At 69.4% G+C, this 22,884-nt stretch carries 21 protein-coding genes; 14 read left to right on the top strand and 7 right to left on the bottom strand.

What is annotated here, in order from left to right:
* Window positions 1–49: 49 nt before the first annotated feature.
* The 3 genes from OH802_RS11200 to OH802_RS11190 are packed head-to-tail and all read right to left on the bottom strand — an operon-like array spanning window position 50 to window position 2,200.
* On the bottom strand, window positions 50–688 hold the full coding sequence (locus tag OH802_RS11200) for an alpha/beta family hydrolase (protein ID WP_378726580.1): 639 nt from the start codon (window positions 686–688) through the stop codon (window positions 50–52).
* A gap of 1 nt (window position 689) precedes the next feature.
* Window positions 690–1,433, bottom strand: a complete 744-nt coding sequence (locus OH802_RS11195) for an SOS response-associated peptidase (RefSeq protein ID WP_406027874.1) — start codon at window positions 1,431–1,433, stop codon at window positions 690–692.
* Window positions 1,434–1,477: 44 nt separating this feature from the next.
* Window positions 1,478–2,200 carry a hypothetical protein gene (locus OH802_RS11190; RefSeq protein ID WP_406027872.1) on the bottom strand — a complete coding sequence of 241 codons (723 nt, stop codon included), beginning with the start codon at window positions 2,198–2,200 and terminating at the stop codon, window positions 1,478–1,480.
* A 292-nt stretch (window positions 2,201–2,492) separates the two neighbouring features.
* Between OH802_RS11190 and OH802_RS11185 the strand changes: the two genes are divergently transcribed.
* The 8 genes from OH802_RS11185 to OH802_RS11150 all read left to right on the top strand — a co-directional run bounded on the left by OH802_RS11185 (window position 2,493) and on the right by OH802_RS11150 (window position 12,676).
* Window positions 2,493–5,069, top strand: coding sequence for a sigma-70 family RNA polymerase sigma factor (locus OH802_RS11185; protein WP_406027870.1), 2,577 nt, complete (start codon window positions 2,493–2,495; stop codon window positions 5,067–5,069).
* A 57-nt stretch (window positions 5,070–5,126) separates the two neighbouring features.
* A complete protein-coding gene (gene aroA, locus OH802_RS11180) occupies window positions 5,127–6,422 on the top strand; it encodes a 3-phosphoshikimate 1-carboxyvinyltransferase (protein ID WP_406027868.1) in 1,296 nt (431 codons plus the stop codon).
* Between the two features lie 4 nt (window positions 6,423–6,426).
* Window positions 6,427–7,437: a ribosome small subunit-dependent GTPase A gene (gene rsgA / locus OH802_RS11175; RefSeq protein ID WP_406027866.1), complete on the top strand. Its 1,011-nt coding sequence runs from the start codon at window positions 6,427–6,429 to the stop codon at window positions 7,435–7,437.
* Between the two features lie 97 nt (window positions 7,438–7,534).
* Window positions 7,535–8,407 (top strand): inositol monophosphatase family protein, encoded by an 873-nt coding sequence (locus OH802_RS11170; RefSeq protein WP_355019191.1) that lies wholly within the window; start codon window positions 7,535–7,537, stop codon window positions 8,405–8,407.
* A 56-nt stretch (window positions 8,408–8,463) separates the two neighbouring features.
* Window positions 8,464–8,898: a CBS domain-containing protein gene (locus tag OH802_RS11165; protein ID WP_406027864.1), complete on the top strand. Its 435-nt coding sequence runs from the start codon at window positions 8,464–8,466 to the stop codon at window positions 8,896–8,898.
* Between the two features lie 99 nt (window positions 8,899–8,997).
* The gene (locus OH802_RS11160; RefSeq protein WP_406027862.1) at window positions 8,998–9,681 is read left to right on the top strand and encodes a response regulator; all 684 of its coding nucleotides are present in this window, start codon (window positions 8,998–9,000) and stop codon (window positions 9,679–9,681) included.
* Window positions 9,678–12,296, top strand: coding sequence for a DUF4153 domain-containing protein (locus OH802_RS11155; protein ID WP_406027860.1), 2,619 nt, complete (start codon window positions 9,678–9,680; stop codon window positions 12,294–12,296). The genes OH802_RS11160 and OH802_RS11155 overlap by 4 nt, the downstream gene beginning before the upstream one ends.
* Window positions 12,297–12,301: 5 nt before the next feature.
* Window positions 12,302–12,676, top strand: coding sequence for an FKBP-type peptidyl-prolyl cis-trans isomerase (locus OH802_RS11150; RefSeq protein ID WP_141795436.1), 375 nt, complete (start codon window positions 12,302–12,304; stop codon window positions 12,674–12,676).
* Between the two features lie 102 nt (window positions 12,677–12,778).
* Here OH802_RS11150 and OH802_RS11145 read toward each other — a convergent pair whose 3' ends face one another.
* Both OH802_RS11145 and OH802_RS11140 read right to left on the bottom strand, forming a co-directional pair.
* Window positions 12,779–13,021, bottom strand: coding sequence for an RNA-binding S4 domain-containing protein (locus OH802_RS11145; protein ID WP_406027858.1), 243 nt, complete (start codon window positions 13,019–13,021; stop codon window positions 12,779–12,781).
* Window positions 13,022–13,121: 100 nt separating this feature from the next.
* A complete protein-coding gene (locus tag OH802_RS11140) occupies window positions 13,122–14,399 on the bottom strand; it encodes a DUF445 domain-containing protein (protein WP_406027855.1) in 1,278 nt (425 codons plus the stop codon).
* Window positions 14,400–14,649: 250 nt separating this feature from the next.
* Here OH802_RS11140 and OH802_RS11135 point away from each other — a divergent pair, with 250 nt between their 5' ends.
* From OH802_RS11135 to OH802_RS11110, 6 genes are all read left to right on the top strand, one after another.
* A complete protein-coding gene (locus tag OH802_RS11135) occupies window positions 14,650–14,949 on the top strand; it encodes a hypothetical protein (protein ID WP_141803049.1) in 300 nt (99 codons plus the stop codon).
* Window positions 14,950–15,049: 100 nt separating this feature from the next.
* Window positions 15,050–15,898, top strand: a complete 849-nt coding sequence (locus OH802_RS11130) for a nitrilase-related carbon-nitrogen hydrolase (RefSeq protein WP_406027853.1) — start codon at window positions 15,050–15,052, stop codon at window positions 15,896–15,898.
* A 13-nt stretch (window positions 15,899–15,911) separates the two neighbouring features.
* Complete coding sequence (gene hydA, locus OH802_RS11125; RefSeq protein ID WP_406027851.1) at window positions 15,912–17,336, top strand: dihydropyrimidinase; 1,425 nt, start codon at window positions 15,912–15,914, stop codon at window positions 17,334–17,336.
* 4 nt (window positions 17,337–17,340) lie between these two features.
* A complete protein-coding gene (locus OH802_RS11120; protein ID WP_406027849.1) occupies window positions 17,341–18,366 on the top strand; it encodes a TIGR03842 family LLM class F420-dependent oxidoreductase in 1,026 nt (341 codons plus the stop codon).
* Between the two features lie 240 nt (window positions 18,367–18,606).
* Window positions 18,607–19,908 carry an aspartate aminotransferase family protein gene (locus OH802_RS11115; protein WP_406027847.1) on the top strand — a complete coding sequence of 434 codons (1,302 nt, stop codon included), beginning with the start codon at window positions 18,607–18,609 and terminating at the stop codon, window positions 19,906–19,908.
* 23 nt (window positions 19,909–19,931) lie between these two features.
* Entirely contained in the window at window positions 19,932–21,446 is a 1,515-nt protein-coding gene (locus OH802_RS11110; RefSeq protein ID WP_406027845.1) for a CoA-acylating methylmalonate-semialdehyde dehydrogenase, read from the top strand.
* On the opposite strand, the gene OH802_RS11105 is transcribed toward OH802_RS11110, so the two are convergent.
* Window positions 21,443–21,631, bottom strand: coding sequence for a hypothetical protein (locus OH802_RS11105; RefSeq protein WP_350844385.1), 189 nt, complete (start codon window positions 21,629–21,631; stop codon window positions 21,443–21,445). The genes OH802_RS11110 and OH802_RS11105 overlap by 4 nt on opposite strands.
* A gap of 80 nt (window positions 21,632–21,711) precedes the next feature.
* On the bottom strand, window positions 21,712–22,827 hold the full coding sequence (locus OH802_RS11100; protein ID WP_406027843.1) for an endo-1,4-beta-xylanase: 1,116 nt from the start codon (window positions 22,825–22,827) through the stop codon (window positions 21,712–21,714).
* Between the last annotated feature and the right edge of the window lie 57 nt (window positions 22,828–22,884).

Raw genomic sequence — 22,884 nt, 5'->3', positions numbered from 1 at the left:
CAGAATGGTCATGTTGCGTGAACGCCGCGACGGTCCACAAACATTCCCGCTAGACGATGACCTCGCGGACCAGCCACTCCAGCGTGGACTCGACCAGGATCGCGTCGGCGTCGGCCTGCGTGATCGGGCCACGTTTGCCGACGACGAGAGAATGGTCCGCCCCCGGGATCGGGGTGACCTCGATCCCCTCCGGGAACTCCTCGGGCTTGCCGAACCTGTCCCGGGTGCCCTGCAGCACCAGCGTCGGGACCCTGGACTCCAGCAGCTCGTAGGCGCGCGAGATGCCCGGCTTGGCGATCGGATGCAGGGGGAAGGCCAGGCACAGCGCCCCCGCGGCGCCGAACCCGCGTGCCGTACGGACCGCCGAGCGGGCCCCGGCGGAGCGGCCTCCGACCACCAGCGGTGTCCGCACCCGCATCCAGTTGGCGGCCAGGGTCAGCGCCGCGTCGAGGGACTTGGGCGGCGTGGCCACCGGCTTCCCCTTGACCCGCCATGGCTGCTCGAAACGGACCACGGTGATCCCCTGGGCCGGAAGCGCGTCGTTGAGCGCCATCAGGTCGTGGGTGTCGATGCCGTTGCCGGCGCCGTGGGAGAGCAGCAGGGTCGCCTGTGGTCGCCGCGCCCGGCGGGTGTAGAGCCGCCCCTGTCCGTAGGGCGTGTCGATCATCTGCGTCGTGGTTCCACCCATGTCATCCCCAGGCTTCCTCGATCGGCAGCGGCTCGACGAGCTCGCGGCCGTTGTTGCGTACGTTGCTCACCAGCGTCGAGACCGGGTAGGCCTCCAGCCGGCCGGGCGCCGCCGGGGTCAGCAGTTCCAGGTCGCCCGGACGGGCCGGGTCGAGCCATTGGTCCCAGCGCTCACGCTCCACCATGAGCGGCATCCGGTCGTGGATCCGCCCCAGGGAGTCCTCCGCCTCGGTGGTGATCACCGTGCAGCTCCACAGCCACCGGCTGGGGTCGTCCTCGGCCTTGGCGGGGTCGGGCCAGAGCTCGTAGAGCCCGGCCATCGCGAGCACTCCCCCGTCCTTCGGAGTGATGAAATAGGGCTGCTTGCGGGGCTTGCCTTTCGCGTCCTTGGCCTCGGTGGCGTACCACTCGAAGTAGCCGTCGGCCGGCAGCAGGCAGCGGCGCTTGGCGAAGGCCCGGCGGTAGGCGGGCTTCTCGCCCACGGTCTCCATCCGGGCGTTGATCATCCGGTTGCCGATCTTGACGTCCTTGGCCCAGGACGGGACCAGGCCCCAACGTACGGAACGGAGCTGGCGCTCGCTGGAGGCGTCGTCCTCGCGCGGCGGGCGCTCGACGACGGCATAGACATCGTCGGTCGGGGCTACGTTGTAGCTCTCCGTGAGCGGCTCCTGCAGGCGCAGCTCATCGATCTCGAACTCCTCGGCCAGCTCGTCGGGTTGGCGGCTGGACGCGTAACGACCGCACATGCGTTCACCTTAGCGCCGCGCGACAGTGGTGTTCGGAGGTATTTCTAGGCTCCGCGGGCGAGCTCGTCGAGGAGGATGCCCGCTGACCGGTCGTTCTCCGGGAGCCCCTCGATCCAGATCCGGTCGGCGCTGTGCTCGACCATCCGCTTGAGGAGCCCGAGCCGTTTGACCAGCGTCTCGTCACGCGGGGCGACCACGACCATCCGGCTGTGGCCGACCTGTCCGACCGCAGCCGCGGTCGCGAAGACGGTGCGGGCTGTCTGGCCGAGCAGCGACATCCGGCGTGCGGTGGCGATGCTGTCGGTCTTCCCGCCGGGGGCGCCGGGGAGGTGGGCGTCGGTGACGACCAGCGCGTGGCTGCGCGCCGTGGCCTCCCGGTAGAGGTCCGAGATGCGTTCACGCAGGTGCGCGAGGGTGGCCAGGCCGGTGAGCGGGTCGGCGCAGGAGATGGTGTGCAGGTAGCCCAGCGTCGCCTCGCTCCAGGCGACAGACAGCGCGTGCACCTCGACGAAGGCCGGGTCGCGATCCTCCATGGCCTGGGTGGTCATGCGAAGGTCCTCGAGGCACTCCCCGAGGGACACACCTGACTCGGCGAGGTCGTGGCCGGCGACCCAGCAGGCCTCGGCAACGTAGTTGCTGCGCTCGACGAGCGCCTCCGCGACGGCCTCGAACCGCGGCGGGAGCGCCGCACGCTGCTCGTCGGAGAGCTCTGTGATCTCAGGCGAGGTGGATGCAGGCGCACGCCGACCTCGGGAGAACAGCCGCACAACTCACCTCTTTCCTCGTGTTTCCTGGCGTTGGTGTCGTTCCTTGTCCGAAGTTGCTGGGTCATGGATACAGTGGTGCGCGCGCTGATCTACCGCGTGCCCACATGGACTTGACGTACGAAATCGGCAACCATGACGCGGTAGCGACCCACATTTTCTGGGTTTCGCGAAACTTGTTGTCAGATCCGGGGAGGGGGCGTGACGTGCGGGCTTCCGCAGTCGTTAGCACAACGCATGTCTCCCGTTGGCGCAACCCGCGTCATACCTCCGTCCTTCTAACGTCTCTGGTGCTGTGAGCGAATCGACCCCCACCTCTCTACCTACCCTCGACGCCCCTGGCGACGCCGAGCTGATCACCGCTGTCCGCGGCGGTGACCTGGATGCGTACGGGACGCTGTTCGAGCGCCATGTCGAGGCCGCCCGCCGCCTCGCCCGCCAGCTGGTGTCGCCCGGCGACGCCGACGACCTCGTCTCCGAGGCGTTCGCCAAGGTGCTCAACGTGCTGCAGAGGGGCGGCGGCCCGGACCTGGCGTTCCGCGCCTATCTGCTGACGTCGCTGCGCCGGCTCCACGTGGACAAGATCCGTGCCGCCTCGAAGCTGACCACCACCGACGACCTGACCCCGTTCGACCCGGGCGTGCCGTTCGAGGACACCGCCGTGTCGGGCTTCGACAACCAGGCCGCCGCGAAGGCGTTCCAGCAGCTTCCGGAGCGCTGGCAGCAGGTGCTGTGGCACACCGAGGTCGAGGGCCAGAAGCCGGCCGAGATCGCGCCGATGCTCGGCATGTCGGCCAACTCGGTCTCCGCGCTCGCCTACCGGGCTCGCGAGGGCCTCAAGCAGGCGTTCATCTCGATGCACGCTCAGGACGCCGGCGAGGAGGCCTGCGCCACCACGCGCGCCAACCTGGGTGCCTACATCCGCAACGGCCTGTCCAAGCGTGACTCGACGAAGGTCGACGACCACCTGCAGGACTGCCGTCCGTGCACCGCGATCTACCTCGAGCTCACCGAGGTCAACTCCGGGATGGGCGCTTGGCTCGCTCCGGCTCTGCTCGGCGCCGCGGGCGCGGGCTACCTCGCCGTCGGAAGTGGCGTCGCCGCCAAGGGTGGCGTGGTGCTCTTCTTCGGGCGGGTCAGGGACTGGGTGCTGGGCGATCCCGTGGGACGTACGGTCGGTGCGGGTGCCGGTGTCGCGGCCGCTGCGGCCGTGGCAGCGGGGCTCGTGCTCACCGGCGGTGACCCGGCCCCGAAGGTGCCGGCCGCCGACGAGCCTGCCGCCGAGGCGCCGGCCGACCCGGCACCTGCCGACCCGGCCGACCCGGCCGCACCTCCCGCTGACAATCCTGCGGCGCCGCCGGCAGCGGCGCCTCCCGCCGACCAACCGGCCGACCAGCCCGCTGACACGGCTCCTGCTCAGACGCAGCAGGCGCCGGTCATCAGCCAACCGCTGTCGACCGTGAACGGGCAGCCCGGTGGCAAGACCGTCATCGACCTGACCCAGGGAGCCACCGACGCCAACGGCGACCCGCTCTCGGTCAAGGAGGCCACCGTCGCCTCCCCCGCCCACGGCACCGTCACCATCGGCGGCGCATCGACCTCCGGCGGTAAGGGCGGCAGCGTCAGCGGCGCGATCTTCGGCGGTCTGCGGATGGCCGGCGAGCCCGTCACCACGGTGACCTACCAGGCCGACATCGGCTGGCGGGGCACCGACACCATCGAGTACGTCCTCACCGACGGAAACGGTGGCGACGTCGCCGGCACCGTCGACATCGCCACCCCCAACGCCGACCCGAACGCAGCCAACGACGCGGCAACGGCGACGGTTACCGGCGGCAACGGCAACGGCCAGGGCAACAACGGGAACGGCAACGGCAACCAGCCGGGGACCGCCAAGACCACCGTGGACGTGCTCGCCAACGACGCCGACGACAACGGCGACACCCTCGAACTGGTCGAGATCGTCGAGAAGCCCGCGCACGGCACGGCCGAGATCGTCGACGGCAAGGTCGTCTACACGATGACCGCCGGCTACGACGGGGCCGGCGACACCTTCACCTATCGAATCTCGGATGGCCACGGCGGCAAGGACGTCGGTGCTGTGGAGGTGACCTTCGAGCAAGCTCCGAAGAACGACCCAAAAGTCGGGGTTAGCCACCGTCACGAATCGGGCGTGGGCGGTGTCTTCATCATTCCCGGCGTCTCCGACCTGCACGCGTACGAGGACGTAGTCGTCTCCGTCGATGGCCTCCCCGAGGCTGCCGAGGGCCAGTCGACGACGCTCCGGATCACCATGACCGGCGTGGCGTCGCCCTACTTCGGACCTGGTTTCGCCTGGTCGGCCTGCGGCGCTCCCGCCACCACGATGCCGGCGAACGGCACGGTCACCCACGAGTGCATCCTCTCCGGTGACGGCGAGGCCGCCCACTTCGCCTTCATCCCGCAGTCCGGCGCGACGTGGACCTTCGAGGCGAGCATCGAGCCCACCGGCTACGAGGACGGCGACACGACCAACAACACCGCCTCGACCAGCGGCACCGCCGCCCCGGAGCCGACGCCAACGCCCACTCCGACACCCACCCCGACGCCGACTCCGAGCGAGACGCCGGACGTGCCGCAGGTGCCCACGCCGCCGACGACTCCTGACGTACCGCAGGTGCCCACGCCGCCCACGACTCCCGACGTTCCACAGGTGCCGACCCCGTCCTCGGACCTCCCCAGCGTCCCGGGCAGTCCCAGCGGCAGCCCCTCGCTGCCCGAGGACTCTGAAGTGCCCAGCGCCAGCCCGAGCGCGACGCCCGAGGTCGAGCGCGGCGCCGCAACGGGCGGTCTGACCTGGAAGGGTTTCCTGAAGGCGCTCGGGATCGAGTGATTTCATCCCCGGCGACCGACGGCCGCCTCTGCTCGCGGAACCTCTAAAGTTGGACCTGTGACTACCACGACCGACCGTGCCGCCGACCCTGCCAACGGGCCGGCCGACCCCTGGCCGGCGCCCCGAGCGCGCGGTCCGGTGACGGCGACGGTGTCGCTGCCCGGAAGCAAGTCGCTCACCAACCGGGCGCTGGTGCTCGCCTCGATCGCGGACGGGCCCAGCGTCGTACGTCGTGCGCTTCGGTCCCGCGACACGCTGCTGATGGCGGCAGCGCTGACATCGTTGGGGTCGCAGGTGGACACCTCGGGAGACGACTGGGTCGTGACGCCTGGGGCGTTCGGCGCCGATGCCGACGTCGACTGCGGGCTGGCGGGGACGGTGATGCGGTTCGTACCTCCGGTGGCCGCGCTATCCACCGGCACGGTCGCCTTCGACGGCGACCCGCACATGCGCAAGCGGCCGGTCGGCGAGGTGCTCCGTGCGCTCCGCGATCTCGGCGTGGACATCGAGGGTGACGGGCTGCCGTTCACGATCCAAGGGCAGGGCGCCGTGCCCGGCGGGACCGTGGTGGTCGACGCCTCGGCCTCGAGCCAGTTCATCAGCGCGCTGCTGCTCGCGGGCGCGCGGTACGAGCAGGGTGTGGACGTACGCCACGACGGCAAGCCTGTGCCGTCTCTCCCCCACATCGACATGACGGTCGCGATGCTGCGCGAGCACGGCGTCGCGGTCGACGACTCAGACGCCAATCGATGGACCGTGGCACCAGGACCGATCAAGGCGCTGGACCGCACCATCGAGCCGGATCTGTCCAACGCGGCCCCGTTCCTGGCCCTGGCCGCGGTCTCGGGTGGCACCGTGACCGTGCGCGACTGGCCGCAGGCCACCGACCAGCCGGGCGACCAGCTGCGCGAGGTGCTCTCGCTGATGGGCTGCGAGGTGCGGGTCACCGACGACGGGCTGACCGTCACCGGGCCGGAGCGGCTCTCCGGGATCGACCTGGACATGCACGACATCGGCGAGCTCACGCCGGCCGTCGCGGCGCTGTGCGCGCTCGCCTCGACGCGTTCGCACCTGACCGGCATCGGCCACATCCGTGGCCACGAGACGGACCGGCTCGCCGCGCTCGCGCGCGAGCTGGGTGCGCTCGGGGCTGACGTCACCGAGCATCCCGACGGGCTGACGATCCGGCCGGCGGCTCTGCACGGCGGGGTGTTCCACACCTACGCCGACCACCGGATGGCTCACGCCGGCGTGATCATCGGGGCTGCCGTCGAGGACGTCCTGGTCGAGAACATCACCACCACCAGCAAGACCTTCACCGACTTCGCGCCCTTCTGGGCAGACCTGTTCTGACGACATGGCGAAGGCACAGCGGCGCTACGGGACCGAGGACGTCGAGCACTACGACCGTCCCCGGCGCCACACCCGGCCGCGGACGAAGGACCGGCCCAGCTACGACGACGCCGACCTCGGGCGCGTGATCACGGTCGACCGTGGCCGGTTCACGCTGGTCATGGACGAGGCCCCCGACGTCGAGGTGTGGGCGGTCAAGGCCCGCCCGCTCGGCCGCAAGGGCGTGGTCGTGGGCGACCGGGTGAAGGTCGTCGGCGACACCTCGGGCGCGGAGGGGGCGCTGGCGCGGATCGTCGAGCTCGAGCCCCGGGAGACCGTGCTGCGGCGTACGGCCGATGACGACGACCCCGTCGAGCGGGTCGTGGTCGCCAACGCCGACCAGCTGGTGATCGTCACCGCGATCGCCGACCCCGAGCCGCGCACCGGGTTCATCGACCGCGCGCTGGTGGCTGCCCTGGAGGCCGGCATCGAGCCGCTGCTGTGCATCACCAAGGCCGACCTGGCCGACCCGGAGTCGCTCGTCTCGATCTACCGGTCGCTGGGGGTGCCGTGGGTGGTGACCCAGCGAGGCGGCGACATGAGCGCGCTGCAGGAGAGGCTCGACGGACGTACGTCGGTCCTCCTCGGCCACAGCGGGGTGGGCAAGTCGACCCTGGTCAACGCGATCGTTCCCGACGCCGGCCGCGAGGTCGGGCACGTCAACGCGGTCACCGGCCGGGGGCGGCACACCTCCACGTCGGCATTGATGCTGCGGCTCCCGGGGATCGGATGGATCATCGACACCCCAGGGATCCGTACGTTCGGGCTGGCTCACGTCGAGCCGGAACGGCTCATCGTCTCCTTCCCCGATCTGCAGGAGGCGACGGCCGAGTGCCCGCGCGGCTGCTCGCACGCCGCGGATGCGCCGGAGTGCGGGCTGGACATCGCCGTCGAGGACGGCAGGCTCGATCCGGAACGGGTCACCTCGTTCCGTCGCCTGCTCGAGGCGCGTTCGGTGCCGACGTACGCTCTCTGACAGGTCGAGCCCTCGATGCCCCGGCCGGTGTTTTCGTGGGGAACCGGTTACCAGGGGAGGGTTCGCACGGAGTGCGGAGCCACTAGAGTGGATCCTCGTGGCGAGCACTCCTGACTACAACGACGACCTGCGGCTGGCGCACCTGCTGGCCGATGACGCCGACTCGCTGTCGACGTCGCGGTTCAAGGCGCTCGACCTGCATGTCATGACCAAGCCCGACCTGACCCCCGTCTCGGACGCGGACAAGGCCGTGGAGGAGTCGATCCGGCGTACGCTCTCCCGCGCGCGTACGCGGGACGCGATCACCGGCGAGGAGTCGGGATCCTCCGGCTCGTCCAGCCGCCGCTGGATCGTCGACCCGATCGACGGCACGAAGAACTTCGTGCGCGGCGTGCCGGTCTGGGCGACCCTGATCGCGCTCGCGGTCGACAACGAGGTCGTGATGTCGGTCGTCTCCGCGCCCCAGCTCGGGCGGCGCTGGTGGGCGGCGAAGGGCCAGGGTGCCCACACCGGCAAGTCGCTGATGAAGTCGACCCGCTGCCAGGTCTCGGACGTACGCCGCCTGGAGGACGCCTCGATGTCCTACTCCTCGCTGCACGGCTGGGAGGAGCGCGATCGGCTCGAGGACTTCCTGGCGCTGATGCGCAGCTGCTGGCGCACCCGTGCCTACTCCGACTTCTGGTCCTACATGCTCGTCGCCGAGGGCGCGGTCGACATCGCTGTCGAGCCGGAGCTCGAGCTCTACGACATGGCCGCGCTGGACATCATCGTGCGTGAGGCCGGCGGCCAGTTCACCTCGCTGGCCGGCGACCCGGGACCGTGGGGCGGCAACGCGCTGGCCACCAACGGCCACCTGCACGACGCCGTGCTCTCCTTCCTCGGCGGGTTGCCCGACGGCAACAACGACGCCGACTGGCCGGCCGCGCAGCCGGGATCGGTCACCGCGTTCCGCAGGCCGGGCACCGAGTAGCCGCGTTCCGGAACAGACCCTGGCGTGACGCACGTCACGGCCGCTACCGTTGGTGCATGAAGATCGCGGACGTACTCACTCGCAAGGCGATCGCAGAAGTCGTCACGATCGCATCAACCGCCACCGTGCGTGACCTGCTCGGGGTGCTCTCCGAGCACGGCATCGGAGCCTGTGTCGTCAGCACCGACGGCACGGCCGTCGCCGGGATCGTCTCCGAGCGCGACGTGGTCCGGCGCCTCCACGAGAACGACGCGCTGCTCGCCGCCGAGGTCTCCTCGATCATGACCGCCGAGGTCGAGACCTGTGCCCCCGAGGCCACCATCGACGAGATCCTGGCCATCATGACCAAGCGGCGGATCCGGCACATGCCGGTCGTCTCCCCCGACGGCAGTCTTGTCGGCATCGTCAGCATCGGCGACCTGGTCAAGCACCGCATCGACCAGCTCGCCTTCGAGCGCGACCAGCTCGAGGCGTACGTCCACCAGACCTGAGATCCCGTCCGGATCCGACCTTCACAGGACCTGCACAACTTCTGCAGCCTTTCCGGCGACTCGGGCTTCTAGCCTGAGCATGTGCCAGAACATGTGACCGTGACACGCCGGGTCCTCGTCGTCGAGGACGAGCCGGTCATCAACCAGGCCGTCTCGGACCGGCTCGCGGCGGAGGGATACGACGTCGTCCGGGCGTGGGACGGACCCGGGGCGGTCTCCTGCTTCGAGGAGACCTCGCCCGACCTGGTCGTCCTCGACGTGATGCTGCCCGGCTACGACGGCCTCGAGGTGTGCCGCCGGATCCAGGCCGTACGCCCCGTGCCGGTGCTCATGCTGACCGCGCGTGTCGACGAGGCCGATGTGCTCGTCGGGCTCGGCGTCGGGGCCGACGACTACCTGACCAAGCCGTTCCGGGCCCGCGAGCTGGTGGCGCGGGTCAACGCGCTCCTGCGGCGGGTGGAGCGGGCGGCCGAGCTGGCCGGGTCGCCGCGGCGTACGGCTGAGATCGGGGGGCTCCTGATGGATCCGGCGGCCCGACGGGTGTGGGTCGACGGCGACGAGGTCAGGCTCACCCCGACCGAGTTCGACCTGCTCGTCTGCCTGGCCGCCGACCCGGGCGCCGTGGTCACCCGCGAGCGGCTGCTCGCCGAGGTCTGGGGCTGGAACGACGCCTCGGGAACCCGCACGGTTGACAGCCACGTGAAGGGGCTGCGCGCCAAGATCGGGTCCGAGCGGGTCCGGACCGTGCACGGCGTCGGCTATGCGCTGGAGGCCGGCGAATGACTCCGCTGGAACGGGTCTCCTCGATCAAGGTCAAGCTCGGGCTCCTGGTCGCCGCGAGCGCGCTGGTGGCGGCGGTCGTCGCCTCCGTCGGGCGGATCACCGGGGTCTCGCCGTGGATCTCGATCCCGGTCACGATCGGGATCGCGCTCGCGGTCACCCAGCTGCTGGCAGCCGGGATGACGTCCCCGCTGCGGCAGATGACCGTCGCGGCCCGGCGGATGGCCCGGGGCGACTACTCGGTCTCCGTGCCTGCCGTCGGTGCCGACGAGGTCGGTCAGCTGGGCCGTGCGTTCAACACGATGGCCAGCGACCTCGGTGCCGTCGACCGCCAGCGCCGCGACCTGGTCGCCAACGTCTCCCACGAGCTGCGTACGCCGCTGGCGGCTCTCACCGTCGTGCTGGAGAACCTCGTGGACGGCGTCGGATCCGACCCGGCCGCGCTCCAGACCGCGCTCGGCCAGGCCGAGCGGCTGAGCCGGCTGGTCGAGGACCTGCTCGACCTGGCGCGCGTCGACGCCGGCAAGGCGCCGCTGAGCACCGTCTCGGTCGAGCTCGGCCCGCTGTTGGAGGCCTGCGTCGCGGAGACGCTGGCCAATGGGCGGCCGGTCACCTACGAGATCGACGCACCGGCCGACATGGTCGTCGACGCCGACCCCGATCGCCTCAGCCAGCTCGTCGTCAACCTGCTCGACAACGCCTCCCGGCACAGTCCCCGCGGCGGCGTGGTCACCGTGCGCGCCGGCATCGACGGCGAGCGCTACCACCTCGAGGTCCTCGACTCCGGGCCCGGCGTCCCCGTCGCCGACCGCGGGCGCGTCTTCGAGCCCTTCGGCACGCTCAGCTCCTCCGGCGAGGGTGGCGGGACCGGGCTCGGGCTCGCCATCGCCCGGTGGGTCACCGACCTGCACGGCGGCTCCATCGCCTTCCTCGACCCGCTCCCCGGTACCGCCGGCGCCCGCGTGCGCGTCGACCTTCCGCTGCGCCCACCCGCACGCGTTGTCCCCGATCAGCTCAGTCCCAGTCATCTCACCCCCACTCACGAGGAGAGCCAGATGCCCACCACTCCCCCGGCGGCCGAGCCCGCCGAACCGGCGCAGCCGGTCGCCGCCCCCAGCGCGGATCCCAAGGCCGCCTATGCCACCCCGTCGGTCCTCGACGACATCTTCGGCACCTACTGGCCCGACTCAGGTGTCGCGGGCAGGTTCGGGCTCTTCATCGGCGCCGTGGTCGCCGGCCTGCTCGGCGGCCTGCTGATCCCCGACCGCAACGCCGGGCTCGGCACGGTCATCGTGCTGCTGTCCGCCGGCGGTGTCGTGATGCTGGCGAGCGAGAAACGTCGCAACTGGTTCCCGATCGTCTGCTACGTCCTGTTCGCGCTGCTCTCCTCGGTCGCGGTGTTCCGCGACGCCGAGTGGCTCGTCGTGCTGTGCCTGCTCACGGCGATCGCGGTGATCCTGTGTGCCTCCACCCAGGCGAAGACGCTGCTCGGGATCGTGCTGACCGGGATCTCCTGGCCGCTGGCCGGGCTGCGCGGGATCCCGTGGCTGGGCCGCACACTGACCAGCGTCTCCGGCAGGGGTCACGGGGCGGCGGTCGCCCGCACCACGGTGCTCTCGCTGCTCGGCCTGGTGATCTTCGGGCTCCTGTTCACCACCGCCGACGCGGTGCTGGGCAGCTGGGTCGACCAGTTCGTGCCGGACGTACGCCCTGACACCTTCGCGGCTCGGATCTTCATGACGGTCTTCGTCTTCGGGGTCGTGATGGGCGCTGCGTACCTGGCTGTGAACCCGCCCCGGATCGACCGCAACGAGCGTACGTCCCAGCCCGTCGCCAACCGCTACGAGTGGCTGGCTCCGGTCGGTGTCGTGGTCGCCGTCTTCGCCGCGTTCCTGATCGCGCAGGCGACCGCAGTCTTCGGCGGCGAGGACTACCTGCGCGAGACGACGGGGCTGACGTACGCCGAATACGTCCACCAGGGGTTCGGCCAGCTCACCGTCGCGACCGCACTGACCCTGCTGGTGATCTGGGCGGCGGCGCGCAAGGCGCCGGTGGCGACCGTCGCCGACCGCCTGTGGCTGCGGATCGCGCTCGGGCTGCTCGCCGCGGAGGCCCTGGTCGTCGTCGGGTCGGCGCTGTACCGGATGCACCTCTACCAGGAGGCGTACGGCTTCACCCAGCTCCGTCTGCTCGTCGATGTCTTCGAGGCCTGGCTGGGCCTGCTCGTCATCGCCGGGCTGGTCGCCGCGGTGACCGGCACGGCGATCGGCGGCGGGCTCTGGCTCGGCCGGTTCGCCCTGGTCAGCGGCGCTGTCGCGCTGCTCGGGATCGCCGCGATCAACCCGGACGCGTGGATCGCCGAGCACAACGTCTCGCGCTATGAGGAGACCGGGAAGATCGACACCGACTTCCTCGCCGAGCTCAGCGACGACGCGGTACCGGCCCTGAAGAAGCTCCCCGACGACCTGCGCAGCTGTGTGCTCGGGCCCAACGATCGCGAGGGCGACTGGCTGGAGTGGAACCTCGGCCGGGAGCGGGCCGACGGCCTGACCACGGTCTACCCCTCGGCGGCCGACACGACGGCGTTGTGCCCCAGCGAGACTCGATACGTAGACTGATTTTCATGAGCCAGAAGCCTGAGATCGACTTCGTCGACCCCACCCCTCCGACCGACCTCGTCATCAAGGACATCACCATCGGTGACGGCGAGGAGGCCACCGAGCGCGACCGCGTATCGGTCCACTACGTCGGCGTTGCGCTGTCCACCGGTGAGGAGTTCGACGCGTCCTACAACCGCGGCGAGCCGCTCGACTTCCGCGTCGGCATCGGCCAGGTCATCCAGGGCTGGGACCAGGGCATCCTCGGCATGAAGGTCGGCGGCCGCCGCCAGCTCGTCATCCCGCCCCACCTGGGCTACGGCGACCGCGGCGCCGGCGGCGCGATCAAGCCCGGCGAGACCCTGATCTTCGTCTGCGACCTGGTCAAGGTCGAGAAGTAATAGCGGTTGGGATACCCGGTTAACCGGTTGAACCTGCACTTCTCAGGCAATGCAACGCCAGAGAAGTGCAGGTTTCACCGGTTAACCGGGTATTCCTTTTACCTACCAGGGAACGTCGAAGTCGGCCTCGTCGGAGACCCGGGCCGCTTGGCCGGCGTACTCCACGACGTCGCCGAGGCGGAGCTGGCGACCGCGGCGGAGCTCGATCTCACCGTTGACCTTCACCTCGCCGGCGGTGATCGCCGGGCGCGCCTCGGAGCCGGCCTCGACCAGGTTGGCCAGCTTCAGGAACTGACCGAGGCGGATGACCTCGTCGGAGATGGGTACGTCGAAGGGTTCACTCACGCGACCACCTCCGTAGCGCAAGCGCCAATGTACGGACGCGGTCGCGTGTTGTCTTGATGGTTCACTCGCTGACGCTCGTTCACGGGCCCATCCTCCCCCATCACTCCATCAGGACGGCGACGGTGTGGATGATCACGCCGACGAGACCACCGACGATGGTGCCGTTGATGCGGATGAACTGCAGGTCACGGCCGACGAAGAGCTCGATGCGGCGGGCGGCCTGCTTGCCGTCCCAGCGCTGGATGGTGTGGGTGATGACGGTGGTCGCCTCGCGGCCGTAGCGCTTGACGACGTAGACGGCCACGTCGGAGGCGAGCGCGTCGTAGCGGCGCTGGAGGGTCTCGTCGAGGACGACCTTCTGGGCGTAGCGGATGACCTCGTCCAGGGCGCGGCGACGGACGACGCCGTCGGGGTCGCGCAGGGACGTGGTCAGCGCACGCCGCAGGGCGTCCCAGATCGAGATGGCGGTGTTGATGACGCCGGGGTGGTCGAGCACCCGCTCCTTGAGCCGCTCGGCGCGCTCCATGGTCGCCTCGTCGTGCTGCAGGTTGTCGGCGAGGTCGGCGAGCATCGTGTCGATCGCCTTGCGGGCGCGATGCTCGGGGTCGTCGCGGATGTCGGCGATCCAGCGGACCAGCTCGACGTGGATGCGGGCGGTCACCGGCTCGCGCAGCACCTGCGGCGTCCACCACGGCGCCCGCTCGCCGAGCACCTCGGTGACGATCTCCTCGTTCTCCTCGAGCCAGCCGTGCAGCTCGACCAGCGCCAGGTCGACCAGACCGTGATGGACGCCGTCGTCCAGCGCCGCCTGCAGAGTGCCGCCGAGCAGCGGCGCGATCTGCTCCTCGCGCAGGCGGGGTACGAACCCGTCCTGGATGATCTCGACGATGTGCCGGTTGCTGATCCGGGAGAGCCCGTCGGCGACCACGGTGGAGACCTCGTCGACGACGCGTTTGGCATTGGTCTCCTCGGAGAGCCACAGCGCGAGCCGCAGCGACGGCATCGCGACACCGAGCCGCTCGCGGATGGTCTCCTCCTGCAGGAAGTTGTCCTGGACGAACTCCTCCAGGCTGGCGCCGAGCTCGTCCTTCCGCTTCGGGATCAGCGCGGTGTGCGGCACCGGCAGCCCCAGCGGGTGACGGAACAGCGCGGTGACTGCGAACCAGTCGGCCATCGCGCCGACCATGGACGCCTCGGCACCGGCGTTCACGAACCCCCAGAACCCGTCCAGTCGAAGGGTCAGCAGGTAGACGATGGCGGCCACGACCAGGAGCCCGGTGGCCACGACGCGCATGCGGCGCAGTGCCTGGCGGCGTACGACATCGGCCTCGGTCTCGACCATCAGACCGCCGATGCCGGCGCCCCCAGGAGAACTCATGGACTCAATTGTGCCGGGTCGTCCCACGCGAGGCGATCTGCAACACCAGGGTCATGGTTTCTATAGGTTACTCACGGGTCGGCCCACAGGTCAGTTACAAAGCACCCAAGGGCGTCACCGATCCCTTCCCCTGCTCGTTGGAGTGGGCGAGAGTGCCTCGGGGGAGGCACACGTCCCACCGAGGAGATACATGTCGTCGCACAACGCGGACGGTGTGGGGTCGCATCTGTTCGACTCGTCGAGGAGCGCTATGTCGTTGACCACCGCCGCCAAGGTGGAGGTTCTGAGCGTCCTCGTCCGCGCCGGCCGGGAGGCCCGCGCCCCACTCACCCCGCACGACTGCAACACCGTGGTCGAGACCAGTGCCCATCTCGCCGAGATCGCGCCGACCCTTTCAGAGGGCACGCCCGGCGAACGGGCTCGCGCGACCCGCTCCGCGATGGAGCTGTTCCTCTCCGTCGACTGCCCTCAGCTCGCGCCAGAGCTCCGCGAGGAGCTCGCCAGGGCCGTCGAGCACGTCGTCGTACGTCATCCGGCGACCGCCGCCTAGCGCAACAGGGTTTCAAGCACCTCATCGCCTGAAGCAAAAATGCCGTCGCGACCCCACGGGTCGCGGCGGCGTGCTTGTATGTGAGTCGGGAGGTAGTTGCATGACGATCGTCAGAGCCGCAATCAGCCAGACCACCTGGACCGGGGACAAGATCTCCATGCTGGACAAGCACGAGGGCTTCGCGCGGGACGCCGCCGCCCAGGGCGCGCAGGTGATGTGCTTCCAGGAGCTCTTCTACGGCCCCTACTTCGGGATCACCCAGGACAAGAAGTACTACCGCTACGCCGAGCCGGCCGACGGGCCGATCGTGCAGCGCTTCGCGAGCCTGGCCAAGGAGCTGGGCATCGTGATGGTGCTGCCGATCTACGAGGAGGCCGACACCGGGGTCTACTACAACACCTCCGTGCTGGTCGACGCCGACGGCACGATCCTCGGCAAGTACCGGAAGAACCATCTGCCCCACGTCGAGAAGTTCTGGGAGAAGTTCTACTTCCGCCCCGGCAACCTGGGCTACCCGGTCTTCGACTCCGCGGTCGGGAAGGTGGGGATGTACATCTGCTACGACCGCCACTTCCCCGAGGGCTGGCGCGAGCTCGGGCTCAACGGGGCCCACATGGTCTTCAACCCCAACGCCACCAAGCCCGGGCTCTCCAACCGGCTCTGGGAGATCGAGCAGCCCGCCGCCGCGGTCGCCAACGGCTACTTCGTGCTCGCGCCCAACCGGGTCGGCCTGGAGGACAACGAGTACGGCGAAGAGGCGGTCAACTTCTACGGGATGTCGCAGGTCGTCGACCCCCGCGGCAACTACGTGGGCGAGCTCGGCTCGGGCGAGAAGGAGGAGCTGCTCGTACGCGACCTGGACATGAGCATGGTCCAGGAGATGCGCGACGACTGGCAGTTCTACCGCGACCGGCGGCCCGATTCGTACACCGCCATCCCCCGACCCTGAGGAGGGCCCCCGCATGACCACGCTCATCACTGGCGGCACGGTCGTCTCCGCGACCGGGCGCACCCAGGCAGACGTGCTGGTGGACGGCGAGAAGATCGTCGCGCTCATCTCCCCCGGGAGCACTCCGCTGGGGACGATCGAGGCCGACGTGACCATCGACGCGACCGGGAAGTACGTCATCCCCGGCGGCGTCGACGCCCACACCCACATGCAGCTGCCGTTCGGCGGCACCAATGCCTCAGACACCTTCGAGACCGGCACCCGGGCCGCGGCCTGGGGCGGCACCACGACGATCATCGACTTCGCGGTGCAGCGCTACGGCGAGCGCGTACAGGACGGGTTGGCGCACTGGCACGAGCTGGCCGCCGGCAACTGCGCGATCGACTACGGGTTCCACCAGATCATCGGCGGGGTCGACGACGACTCGCTCAAGGCGATGGACACGCTCGTGGACGAGGGGATCACCTCGTACAAGCTGTTCATGGCCTACCCGGGTGTCTTCTACTCCGACGACGCCCAGGTGCTGCGGGCGATGCAGAAGGCGACCGACCACGGGCTGCTGACGATGATGCACGCCGAGAACGGGCCGGCGATCGACGTGCTCGCCGCGCAGCTGGCCGAGTCCGGCAAGACGTCTCCCTACTACCACGGCATCGCGCGCGCCTGGCAGATGGAGGAGGAGGCCACCCACCGGGCGATCATGCTCGCCGACGTGACCGGGGCTCCGCTCTACGTGGTGCACGTCAGCGCCAAACAGGCGGTCGCGCAGCTGGCCGCGGCCCGCGACCACGGGAAGAACGTATTCGGCGAAACCTGCCCGCAGTACCTCTACCTCACCCTCGAGGACCAGCTCGGCGCGAGGTCGGAGGAGTGGGGAGACTTCGAGGGCGCCAAGTGGGTCTGCTCGACGCCGCTGCGCTCTCGCGAGGAGGGCCACCAGGACGCGATGTGGCAGGCGCTGCGCACCAACGACCTGCAGATGGTGTCCACCGACCACTGCCCCTTCTGCATGAAGGAGCAGAAGGAGCTCGGCAAGGACGACTTCCGGGCCATCCCCAACGGGATCGGGTCGATCGAGCACCGCGTCGACCTGCTCTACCAGGGCGTGGTGACCGGGCAGATCACGCTCGAGCGGTGGGTGGAGCTGATCGCGACTACACCGGCGCGGATGTTCGGGCTCTACGGCCGCAAGGGCGTCATCGCGCCGGGAGCGGACGCCGACATCGTCGTCTACGACCCGAACGGTCACACCTCCATCGGAGTCGGCAAGACCCATCACATGAACATGGACCACTCCGCCTGGGAGGGCTACGAGATCGACGGACACGTCGACGTGGTGCTCTCCCGCGGGTCCGTGGTCGTCGCCGACGGCGAGTTCAAGGGCACCAAGGGCCACGGCAGCTACCTCAAGCGCGACCTCTCCCAGTACCTGGTGTGACGTGATGGACTTCGGTGTCGTCCTCCAGACCAACCCGCCCGCCTGGCGGGTCGTCTCCCTGGCGAAGCAGGCCGAGGCGTACGGCTTCGACTACGTCTGGACGTTCGACAGCCACCTGCTGTGGATGGAGCCGTACGTCATCTACAGCCAGATCCTCGCCGAGACCCGCACCATCAAGGTCGGCCCGTTCGTGACCAACCCGGCGACCCGCGACTGGACGGTGACCGCGTCGGTCTTCGCGACCCTGAACGAGATGTACGGCAACCGCACCGTCTGCGGGATGGGGCGTGGCGATTCGGCGGTGCGGGTGCTCAACGGGAAGCCGTCGACGATCAAGGAGATGCGCGAGGCGACCCGGGTGATCCGGGAGCTCGCCAACCGGCGCCCGGTCGAGATCAACGGCACCACGCTGCAGTTCCCGTGGGCCAAGCGCTCCGAGCTGGAGGTGTGGATCGCCGCCTACGGCCCGCTCGCGCTGAAGGCGGCCGGGGAGGTCGGCGACGGGTTCATCCTGCAGCTGGCCGACCCCGACATCACCGAGTGGATGATCGGGGCGGTCAAGAAGGCGGCCTCCGATGCCGGCCGCGACCCGGAGTCGCTCACCTTCTGCGTGGCCGCACCCGCGTACGTCACCGACGGGTCGCCCGAGGCGCTGGATCATGCCCGCGAGCAGTGCCGGTGGTTCGGCGGGATGGTGGGCAACCACGTCGCCGACATCGTGTCCAAGTACGGCAGCGGTGCCGTCCCGCAGGCGCTCACCGACTACATCAAGAACCGCGAGGGCTACGACTACAACGAGCACGGGCGGGCCGGCAACACCCACACCCAGTTCGTGCCCGACGAGATCGTCGACCGGTTCTGCATCCTCGGCTCGGTCGAGGAGCAGGTCGCCAAGCTCGAGCAGCTCAAGAGCCTCGGCGTCGACCAGTTCGCCGTCTACCTGCAGCACGACGCGATGGACCAGACCCTGGCTGCGTACGGCGATCTGGTGATCCCCCGGGTCAACCGGCCGGTGACCACGAAGGCATGAGCGCGCGATTTCGTTGATTGTGGCGTGAGAATGTAACGGAAACGTAGCCATCATCCCAATATACCGTCGTAATCAGTACTCCGGATCGGCGGCGACCCCGCTGCTCCCGGCGTAGAGTGAGAGACGACCTGAGCGAGGTCGAGCGGCGAGCTTGCTCGTCCGCTCGCGCCGAGCGAGGGAGTAAGCGCGCGAAGCGCGCAAGCCAGATCCATGTCCATCCACGCACCCCAGGGGACAGCCTTGACCAGCGCCAGCGACGCCCGTGCCTACGACCTCGACCGAGCCCACGTCTTCCACTCCTGGTCCGCCCAGGGGTCGCTGAAACCGCTCGTCATCGCCGGCGGGCAGGGCTCGCGGGTGTGGGACGACTCCGGGCACACCTACCTGGACTTCTCCTCCCAGCTGATCAACACCAACATCGGCCACCAGCACCCCCGGGTGGTGGAGGCGATCAAGAAGCAGGCCGAGACGCTGACCACGATCGCGCCGACGACGGCCAACCTGACGCGCGGCGAGGCGGCCGAGCGGATCACCGACATCGCGCCGGTGGGCTTCAACAAGGTCTTCTTCACCAACGCCGGCGCCGACGCGGTCGAGAACGCGATCCGGATGGCCCGCATCCACACCGGCCGCGACAAGGTGCTCTCGACCTACCGCTCCTACCACGGCAACACCGGGGCGGCGATCGTCGCGACCGGCGACTGGCGACGGATCCCGAACGAGTACGCCCGCGGCCACGTCCACTTCTTCGGCCCCTACCTCTACCGCTCGGAGTTCTGGGCGACCACGCCGGAGCAGGAGGCCGAACGCGCCCTCCAGCACCTGCGCCGGGTCATCGAGTCCGAGGGCCCTGCGTCGATCGCGGCGATCCTCCTCGAGACCATCCCCGGCACCGCCGGGATCATGATCCCGCCGCCGGGCTACCTCCCCGGGGTCAGGGCGCTGGCCGACGAGTTCGGGATCATGCTCATCCTCGACGAGGTCATGGCCGGCTTCGGCCGCACCGGCGAGTGGCTGGCCCTGGATGCCTACGACGTCGTTCCCGACCTGATCACCTTCGCCAAGGGGGTGAACTCCGGATACGTACCTGCCGGCGGGGTGATCATCTCCGACCCGGTCGCGGCGACCTTCGACGACCAGGTCTTCCCCGGCGGGCTCACCTACTCCGGTCACCCGCTCGCGATGGCGTCGATCGTGGCGACCATCGAGGCGATGAACGAGGAGGGCATCGTCGACAACGCCGCGACCATCGGCACCGACCACATCGCCCCCGGCCTCGCGTCGCTGGCCGAGAAGCACGACGTGATCGGCGAGGTGCGCGGCACCGGGGTCTTCTGGGCCCTCGAGCTCGTCGCCGACCACGAGACTCGGGAGCCGCTGCCGGCCGCGACGATGGGCCGGATCAAGTCCGACCTCATCGCCCGCAGCCTGATCCCGTTCATCATGGAAAACCGCATCCACGTGGTGCCCCCGTGCGTCGTCACCCCCGACGAGGTCGCCGAGGCGATCTCGATCTACGACGACGTGCTCGGCTCGCTGTAACAGCTCTTCAAAGGACGCATGACATGACCGATCTCCCCATCCTCGACCACTGGATCGGCGGGGCCACCAACCCCGGCACCGGAACCCGTCTCGGCGACGTCTACAACCCCGCGCTCGGCACCGTCCAGAAGCGCGTACGCTTCGCCTCGGCCGCCGACGTCGACACCGCCGTCTCCGCGGCCAAGAAGGCGTTCGAAGAGTGGAGCGAGACCTCGCTCACCCGGCGTACGGCCGTGCTCTTCAAGTTCCGCGAGCTGCTCAACGCCCGCAAGGGCGAGCTCGCCGAGATCCTGACCGCCGAGCACGGCAAGGTGCTCTCCGACGCCGCCGGCGAGATCGCCCGCGGGCTCGAGGTCGTCGAGTTCGCCTGCGGGCTCTCCCACCTGCTCAAGGGCACGGTCTCCGAGCAGGTCTCCTCCGGCGTGGACGTGACCACCCTCAAGCAGCCGCTCGGCGTGGTGGGCATCATCAGCCCGTTCAACTTCCCCGCCATGGTGCCGATGTGGTTCTTCCCGATCGCGATCGCGGCCGGCAACGCGGTCGTGATCAAGCCCTCGGAGAAGGACCCGACCGCGTCCAGCTGGATCGCGGAGCTGTGGTCCGAGGCGGGGCTGCCCGACGGTGTCTACAACGTCGTGCACGGCGACAAGGAGGCGGTCGACGCGCTCCTCGACAACCCCGACGTCGCCTCGATCTCCTTCGTCGGCTCCACCCCGATCGCCCGCTACGTCTACGAGCGCGGCACCGCCGCCGGCAAGCGGGTCCAGGCGCTCGGGGGCGCCAAGAACCACATGCTCGTGCTGCCCGACGCCGACCTCGACCTGGTCGCCGACTCGGCGGTCAACGCGGGCTTCGGGTCAGCCGGCGAGCGCTGCATGGCGATCTCGGTGGTGCTCGCGGTCGACTCGGTGGCCGACAGCCTGATCTCGAAGATCACCTCGCGGATGGCCACGCTCAAGACCGGCGACGGCACCCGAGACACCGACATGGGGCCGCTGATCACCGGCGCCCACCGGGACAAGGTGGCGAGCTACGTCGACGTGGCCGCGGCCGACGGTGCCGAGGTCGTCGTCGACGGGCGAGCTGCACTGAATTCTGAGGGCTCGGTCGACGGCGACCCCAACGGTTTCTGGATCCTGCCAACCCTGATCGACCGGGTGCCGACCACGTCGACCGTCTACACCGAGGAGATCTTCGGCCCGGTGCTCTCGGTCATCCGCGTCTCCGGCTACGAGGAGGGCCTCGAGCTGATCAACTCCGGCCAGTTCGGCAACGGCACCGCGATCTTCACCAACGACGGCGGCGCCGCCCGCCGGTTCCAGCGTGAGGTGCAGGTCGGGATGGTCGGCGTGAACGTACCGATCCCGGTGCCCGTCGCCTACCACTCCTTCGGCGGCTGGAAGGCCTCCCTGTTCGGGAACGCGAAGGCGTACGGCCCCGCGGGGCTGGACTTCTTCACCCGGGAGAAGGCGGTCACCACCCGCTGGCTGGACCCGTCGCACGGCGGGATCAACCTGGGGTTCCCGCAGAACTCCTAGTAGTCGTAGTCGTCGTCGGGGCCGACTGCGTCGAGCTTCTGCTCGGCGTAGTCGGCCTCGTTGACGTCGTCCGGCGTCGAGGTCACCGTCTCCTCGGCGTCCAGAGGCGCCTCGTCGTCGACGGCCTCCTTCACGACATCGGTCGCCTGCTCCTCGAGGTCTGCCTCTGCTGCGTTCTCGCTCATCTACCCTCGCTCAGATCGATCCGTGTGCTCGGTCTCCAGTAGACCACCGCCACCCGGGGGCCGCCACGGATCGCTGTGGCTCAGCGCCGGCGTGGCGCCCCCAGGGCAAGGCGGAGATCCTGCTTCAGGGTCGTGTATGCCTCCTTGGGCTGCCGGTTCACATCCCAGTTCCCTTCGAACCACCCAGGTACCCAGGAGTGGGTGTCATCGATGCCCCAGACCGTGAACGATGTGCAGGCGCGTACGGCGAGGCAGGCCTGGAGCATCTGGGAGAACTCATAGGGGTGGGCGAAGAGTGCCAGGTTGTCCGTCGGGACCTGGGTCTCGGCGGAGTCGACGAAGGTGCGTACGTCTGCCTCGGTGACAGCGACCTCGAGACCGAGGTCTGCATAGCGCTGCAGGTCGGCGCGGAAGCGCTCGCCGGAGAAGCCGTACTGGGTGTCGAGGTGGCCCTGATTGCCGACACCGTGGATGGGTACGCCCTGGGCGACCAGGCTCTTGACGAAGGCGTAGACCGCGTCCGCCTTGGCGTTGTGGCCGTCCTCGCCGGCGATGTTGTAGTCGTTGTAGAACAGCCGCGCCTTCGGGTCGGCCCGATGGGCCCAGCGGAAGGCGTCGGCGACCACCTCGGGTCCGAGCCGGGAGACCCAGAAGTTGTCCGGGTTGAGCCGCGAGGGGTTGGAGTCCGTGAAGAACTCGTTGGCGACGTCCCACTGGTAGACCTTGCCGCGGAAGTGGGCGACCTCGTCGGTGATGTGCTTCTTCAGGATTCCGCGGAGCTCGTCGTTGCTGATGGTGCCGTTGTTGACGCCCTCCGTCAGCCAGGCGGGATTCTGGTTGTGCCAGAGCAGGGTGTGGCCGCGCACCTTCTGACCGTGGGCGCGGGCGAACTCGACAACCTCGTCGGCGCCGGACCAGTCGTAGGTGCCCCGAGTCGGCTCGACGGTCTCCCACTTCATCTCGTTCTCGGGCGTGATGCTGGAGAACTCGTCCGCGGCGATGCCGGCGAGCTCCTCGTCCGCGAGCACCTCGGGGTTGGCGGCGACACCGAGGTGCAGCCCGATCTGGGAAGCGTAGGAGCGGAGCGAGTCGGACGGGGGCCGGAAGCCACGTGGCTCGGCCTGGGCCATGGATGACGCGGTGGCCGCGATGGTCGCCGCCGCGGTCACGGTCACGACGATGTGACGAAGCTTCACGGTGCCTCCAGGTGCACTAAGTGTGATCGGCATCACAGACAGGGATCAGGATGGCGA

Source organism: Nocardioides sp. NBC_00850 (assembly GCF_045207335.1).
GTDB lineage: Bacteria > Actinomycetota > Actinomycetes > Propionibacteriales > Nocardioidaceae > Nocardioides.
The sequence above is the reverse complement of the archived record's forward strand: the minus strand, read 5'-3'. Positions and strand labels throughout refer to the sequence as shown.

What these genes read in the sequence shown, in the direction of transcription:
- hydA (WP_406027851.1), top strand. Translation starts at nt 15,912, where the DNA reads ATGACCACGCTCATCACTGGCGGCACGGTCGTCTCCGCGACCGGGCGC.
- OH802_RS11140 (WP_406027855.1), bottom strand. Translation starts at nt 14,399, where the DNA reads ATGAGTTCTCCTGGGGGCGCCGGCATCGGCGGTCTGATGGTCGAGACC.
- OH802_RS11110 (WP_406027845.1), top strand. Translation starts at nt 19,932, where the DNA reads ATGACCGATCTCCCCATCCTCGACCACTGGATCGGCGGGGCCACCAAC.
- OH802_RS11195 (WP_406027874.1), bottom strand. Translation starts at nt 1,433, where the DNA reads ATGTGCGGTCGTTACGCGTCCAGCCGCCAACCCGACGAGCTGGCCGAG.
- OH802_RS11130 (WP_406027853.1), top strand. Translation starts at nt 15,050, where the DNA reads ATGACGATCGTCAGAGCCGCAATCAGCCAGACCACCTGGACCGGGGAC.
- OH802_RS11105 (WP_350844385.1), bottom strand. Translation starts at nt 21,631, where the DNA reads ATGAGCGAGAACGCAGCAGAGGCAGACCTCGAGGAGCAGGCGACCGAT.
- OH802_RS11150 (WP_141795436.1), top strand. Translation starts at nt 12,302, where the DNA reads ATGAGCCAGAAGCCTGAGATCGACTTCGTCGACCCCACCCCTCCGACC.
- OH802_RS11165 (WP_406027864.1), top strand. Translation starts at nt 8,464, where the DNA reads ATGAAGATCGCGGACGTACTCACTCGCAAGGCGATCGCAGAAGTCGTC.
- OH802_RS11200 (WP_378726580.1), bottom strand. Translation starts at nt 688, where the DNA reads ATGGGTGGAACCACGACGCAGATGATCGACACGCCCTACGGACAGGGG.
- OH802_RS11135 (WP_141803049.1), top strand. Translation starts at nt 14,650, where the DNA reads ATGTCGTTGACCACCGCCGCCAAGGTGGAGGTTCTGAGCGTCCTCGTC.
- rsgA (WP_406027866.1), top strand. Translation starts at nt 6,427, where the DNA reads ATGGCGAAGGCACAGCGGCGCTACGGGACCGAGGACGTCGAGCACTAC.
- OH802_RS11120 (WP_406027849.1), top strand. Translation starts at nt 17,341, where the DNA reads ATGGACTTCGGTGTCGTCCTCCAGACCAACCCGCCCGCCTGGCGGGTC.
- OH802_RS11155 (WP_406027860.1), top strand. Translation starts at nt 9,678, where the DNA reads ATGACTCCGCTGGAACGGGTCTCCTCGATCAAGGTCAAGCTCGGGCTC.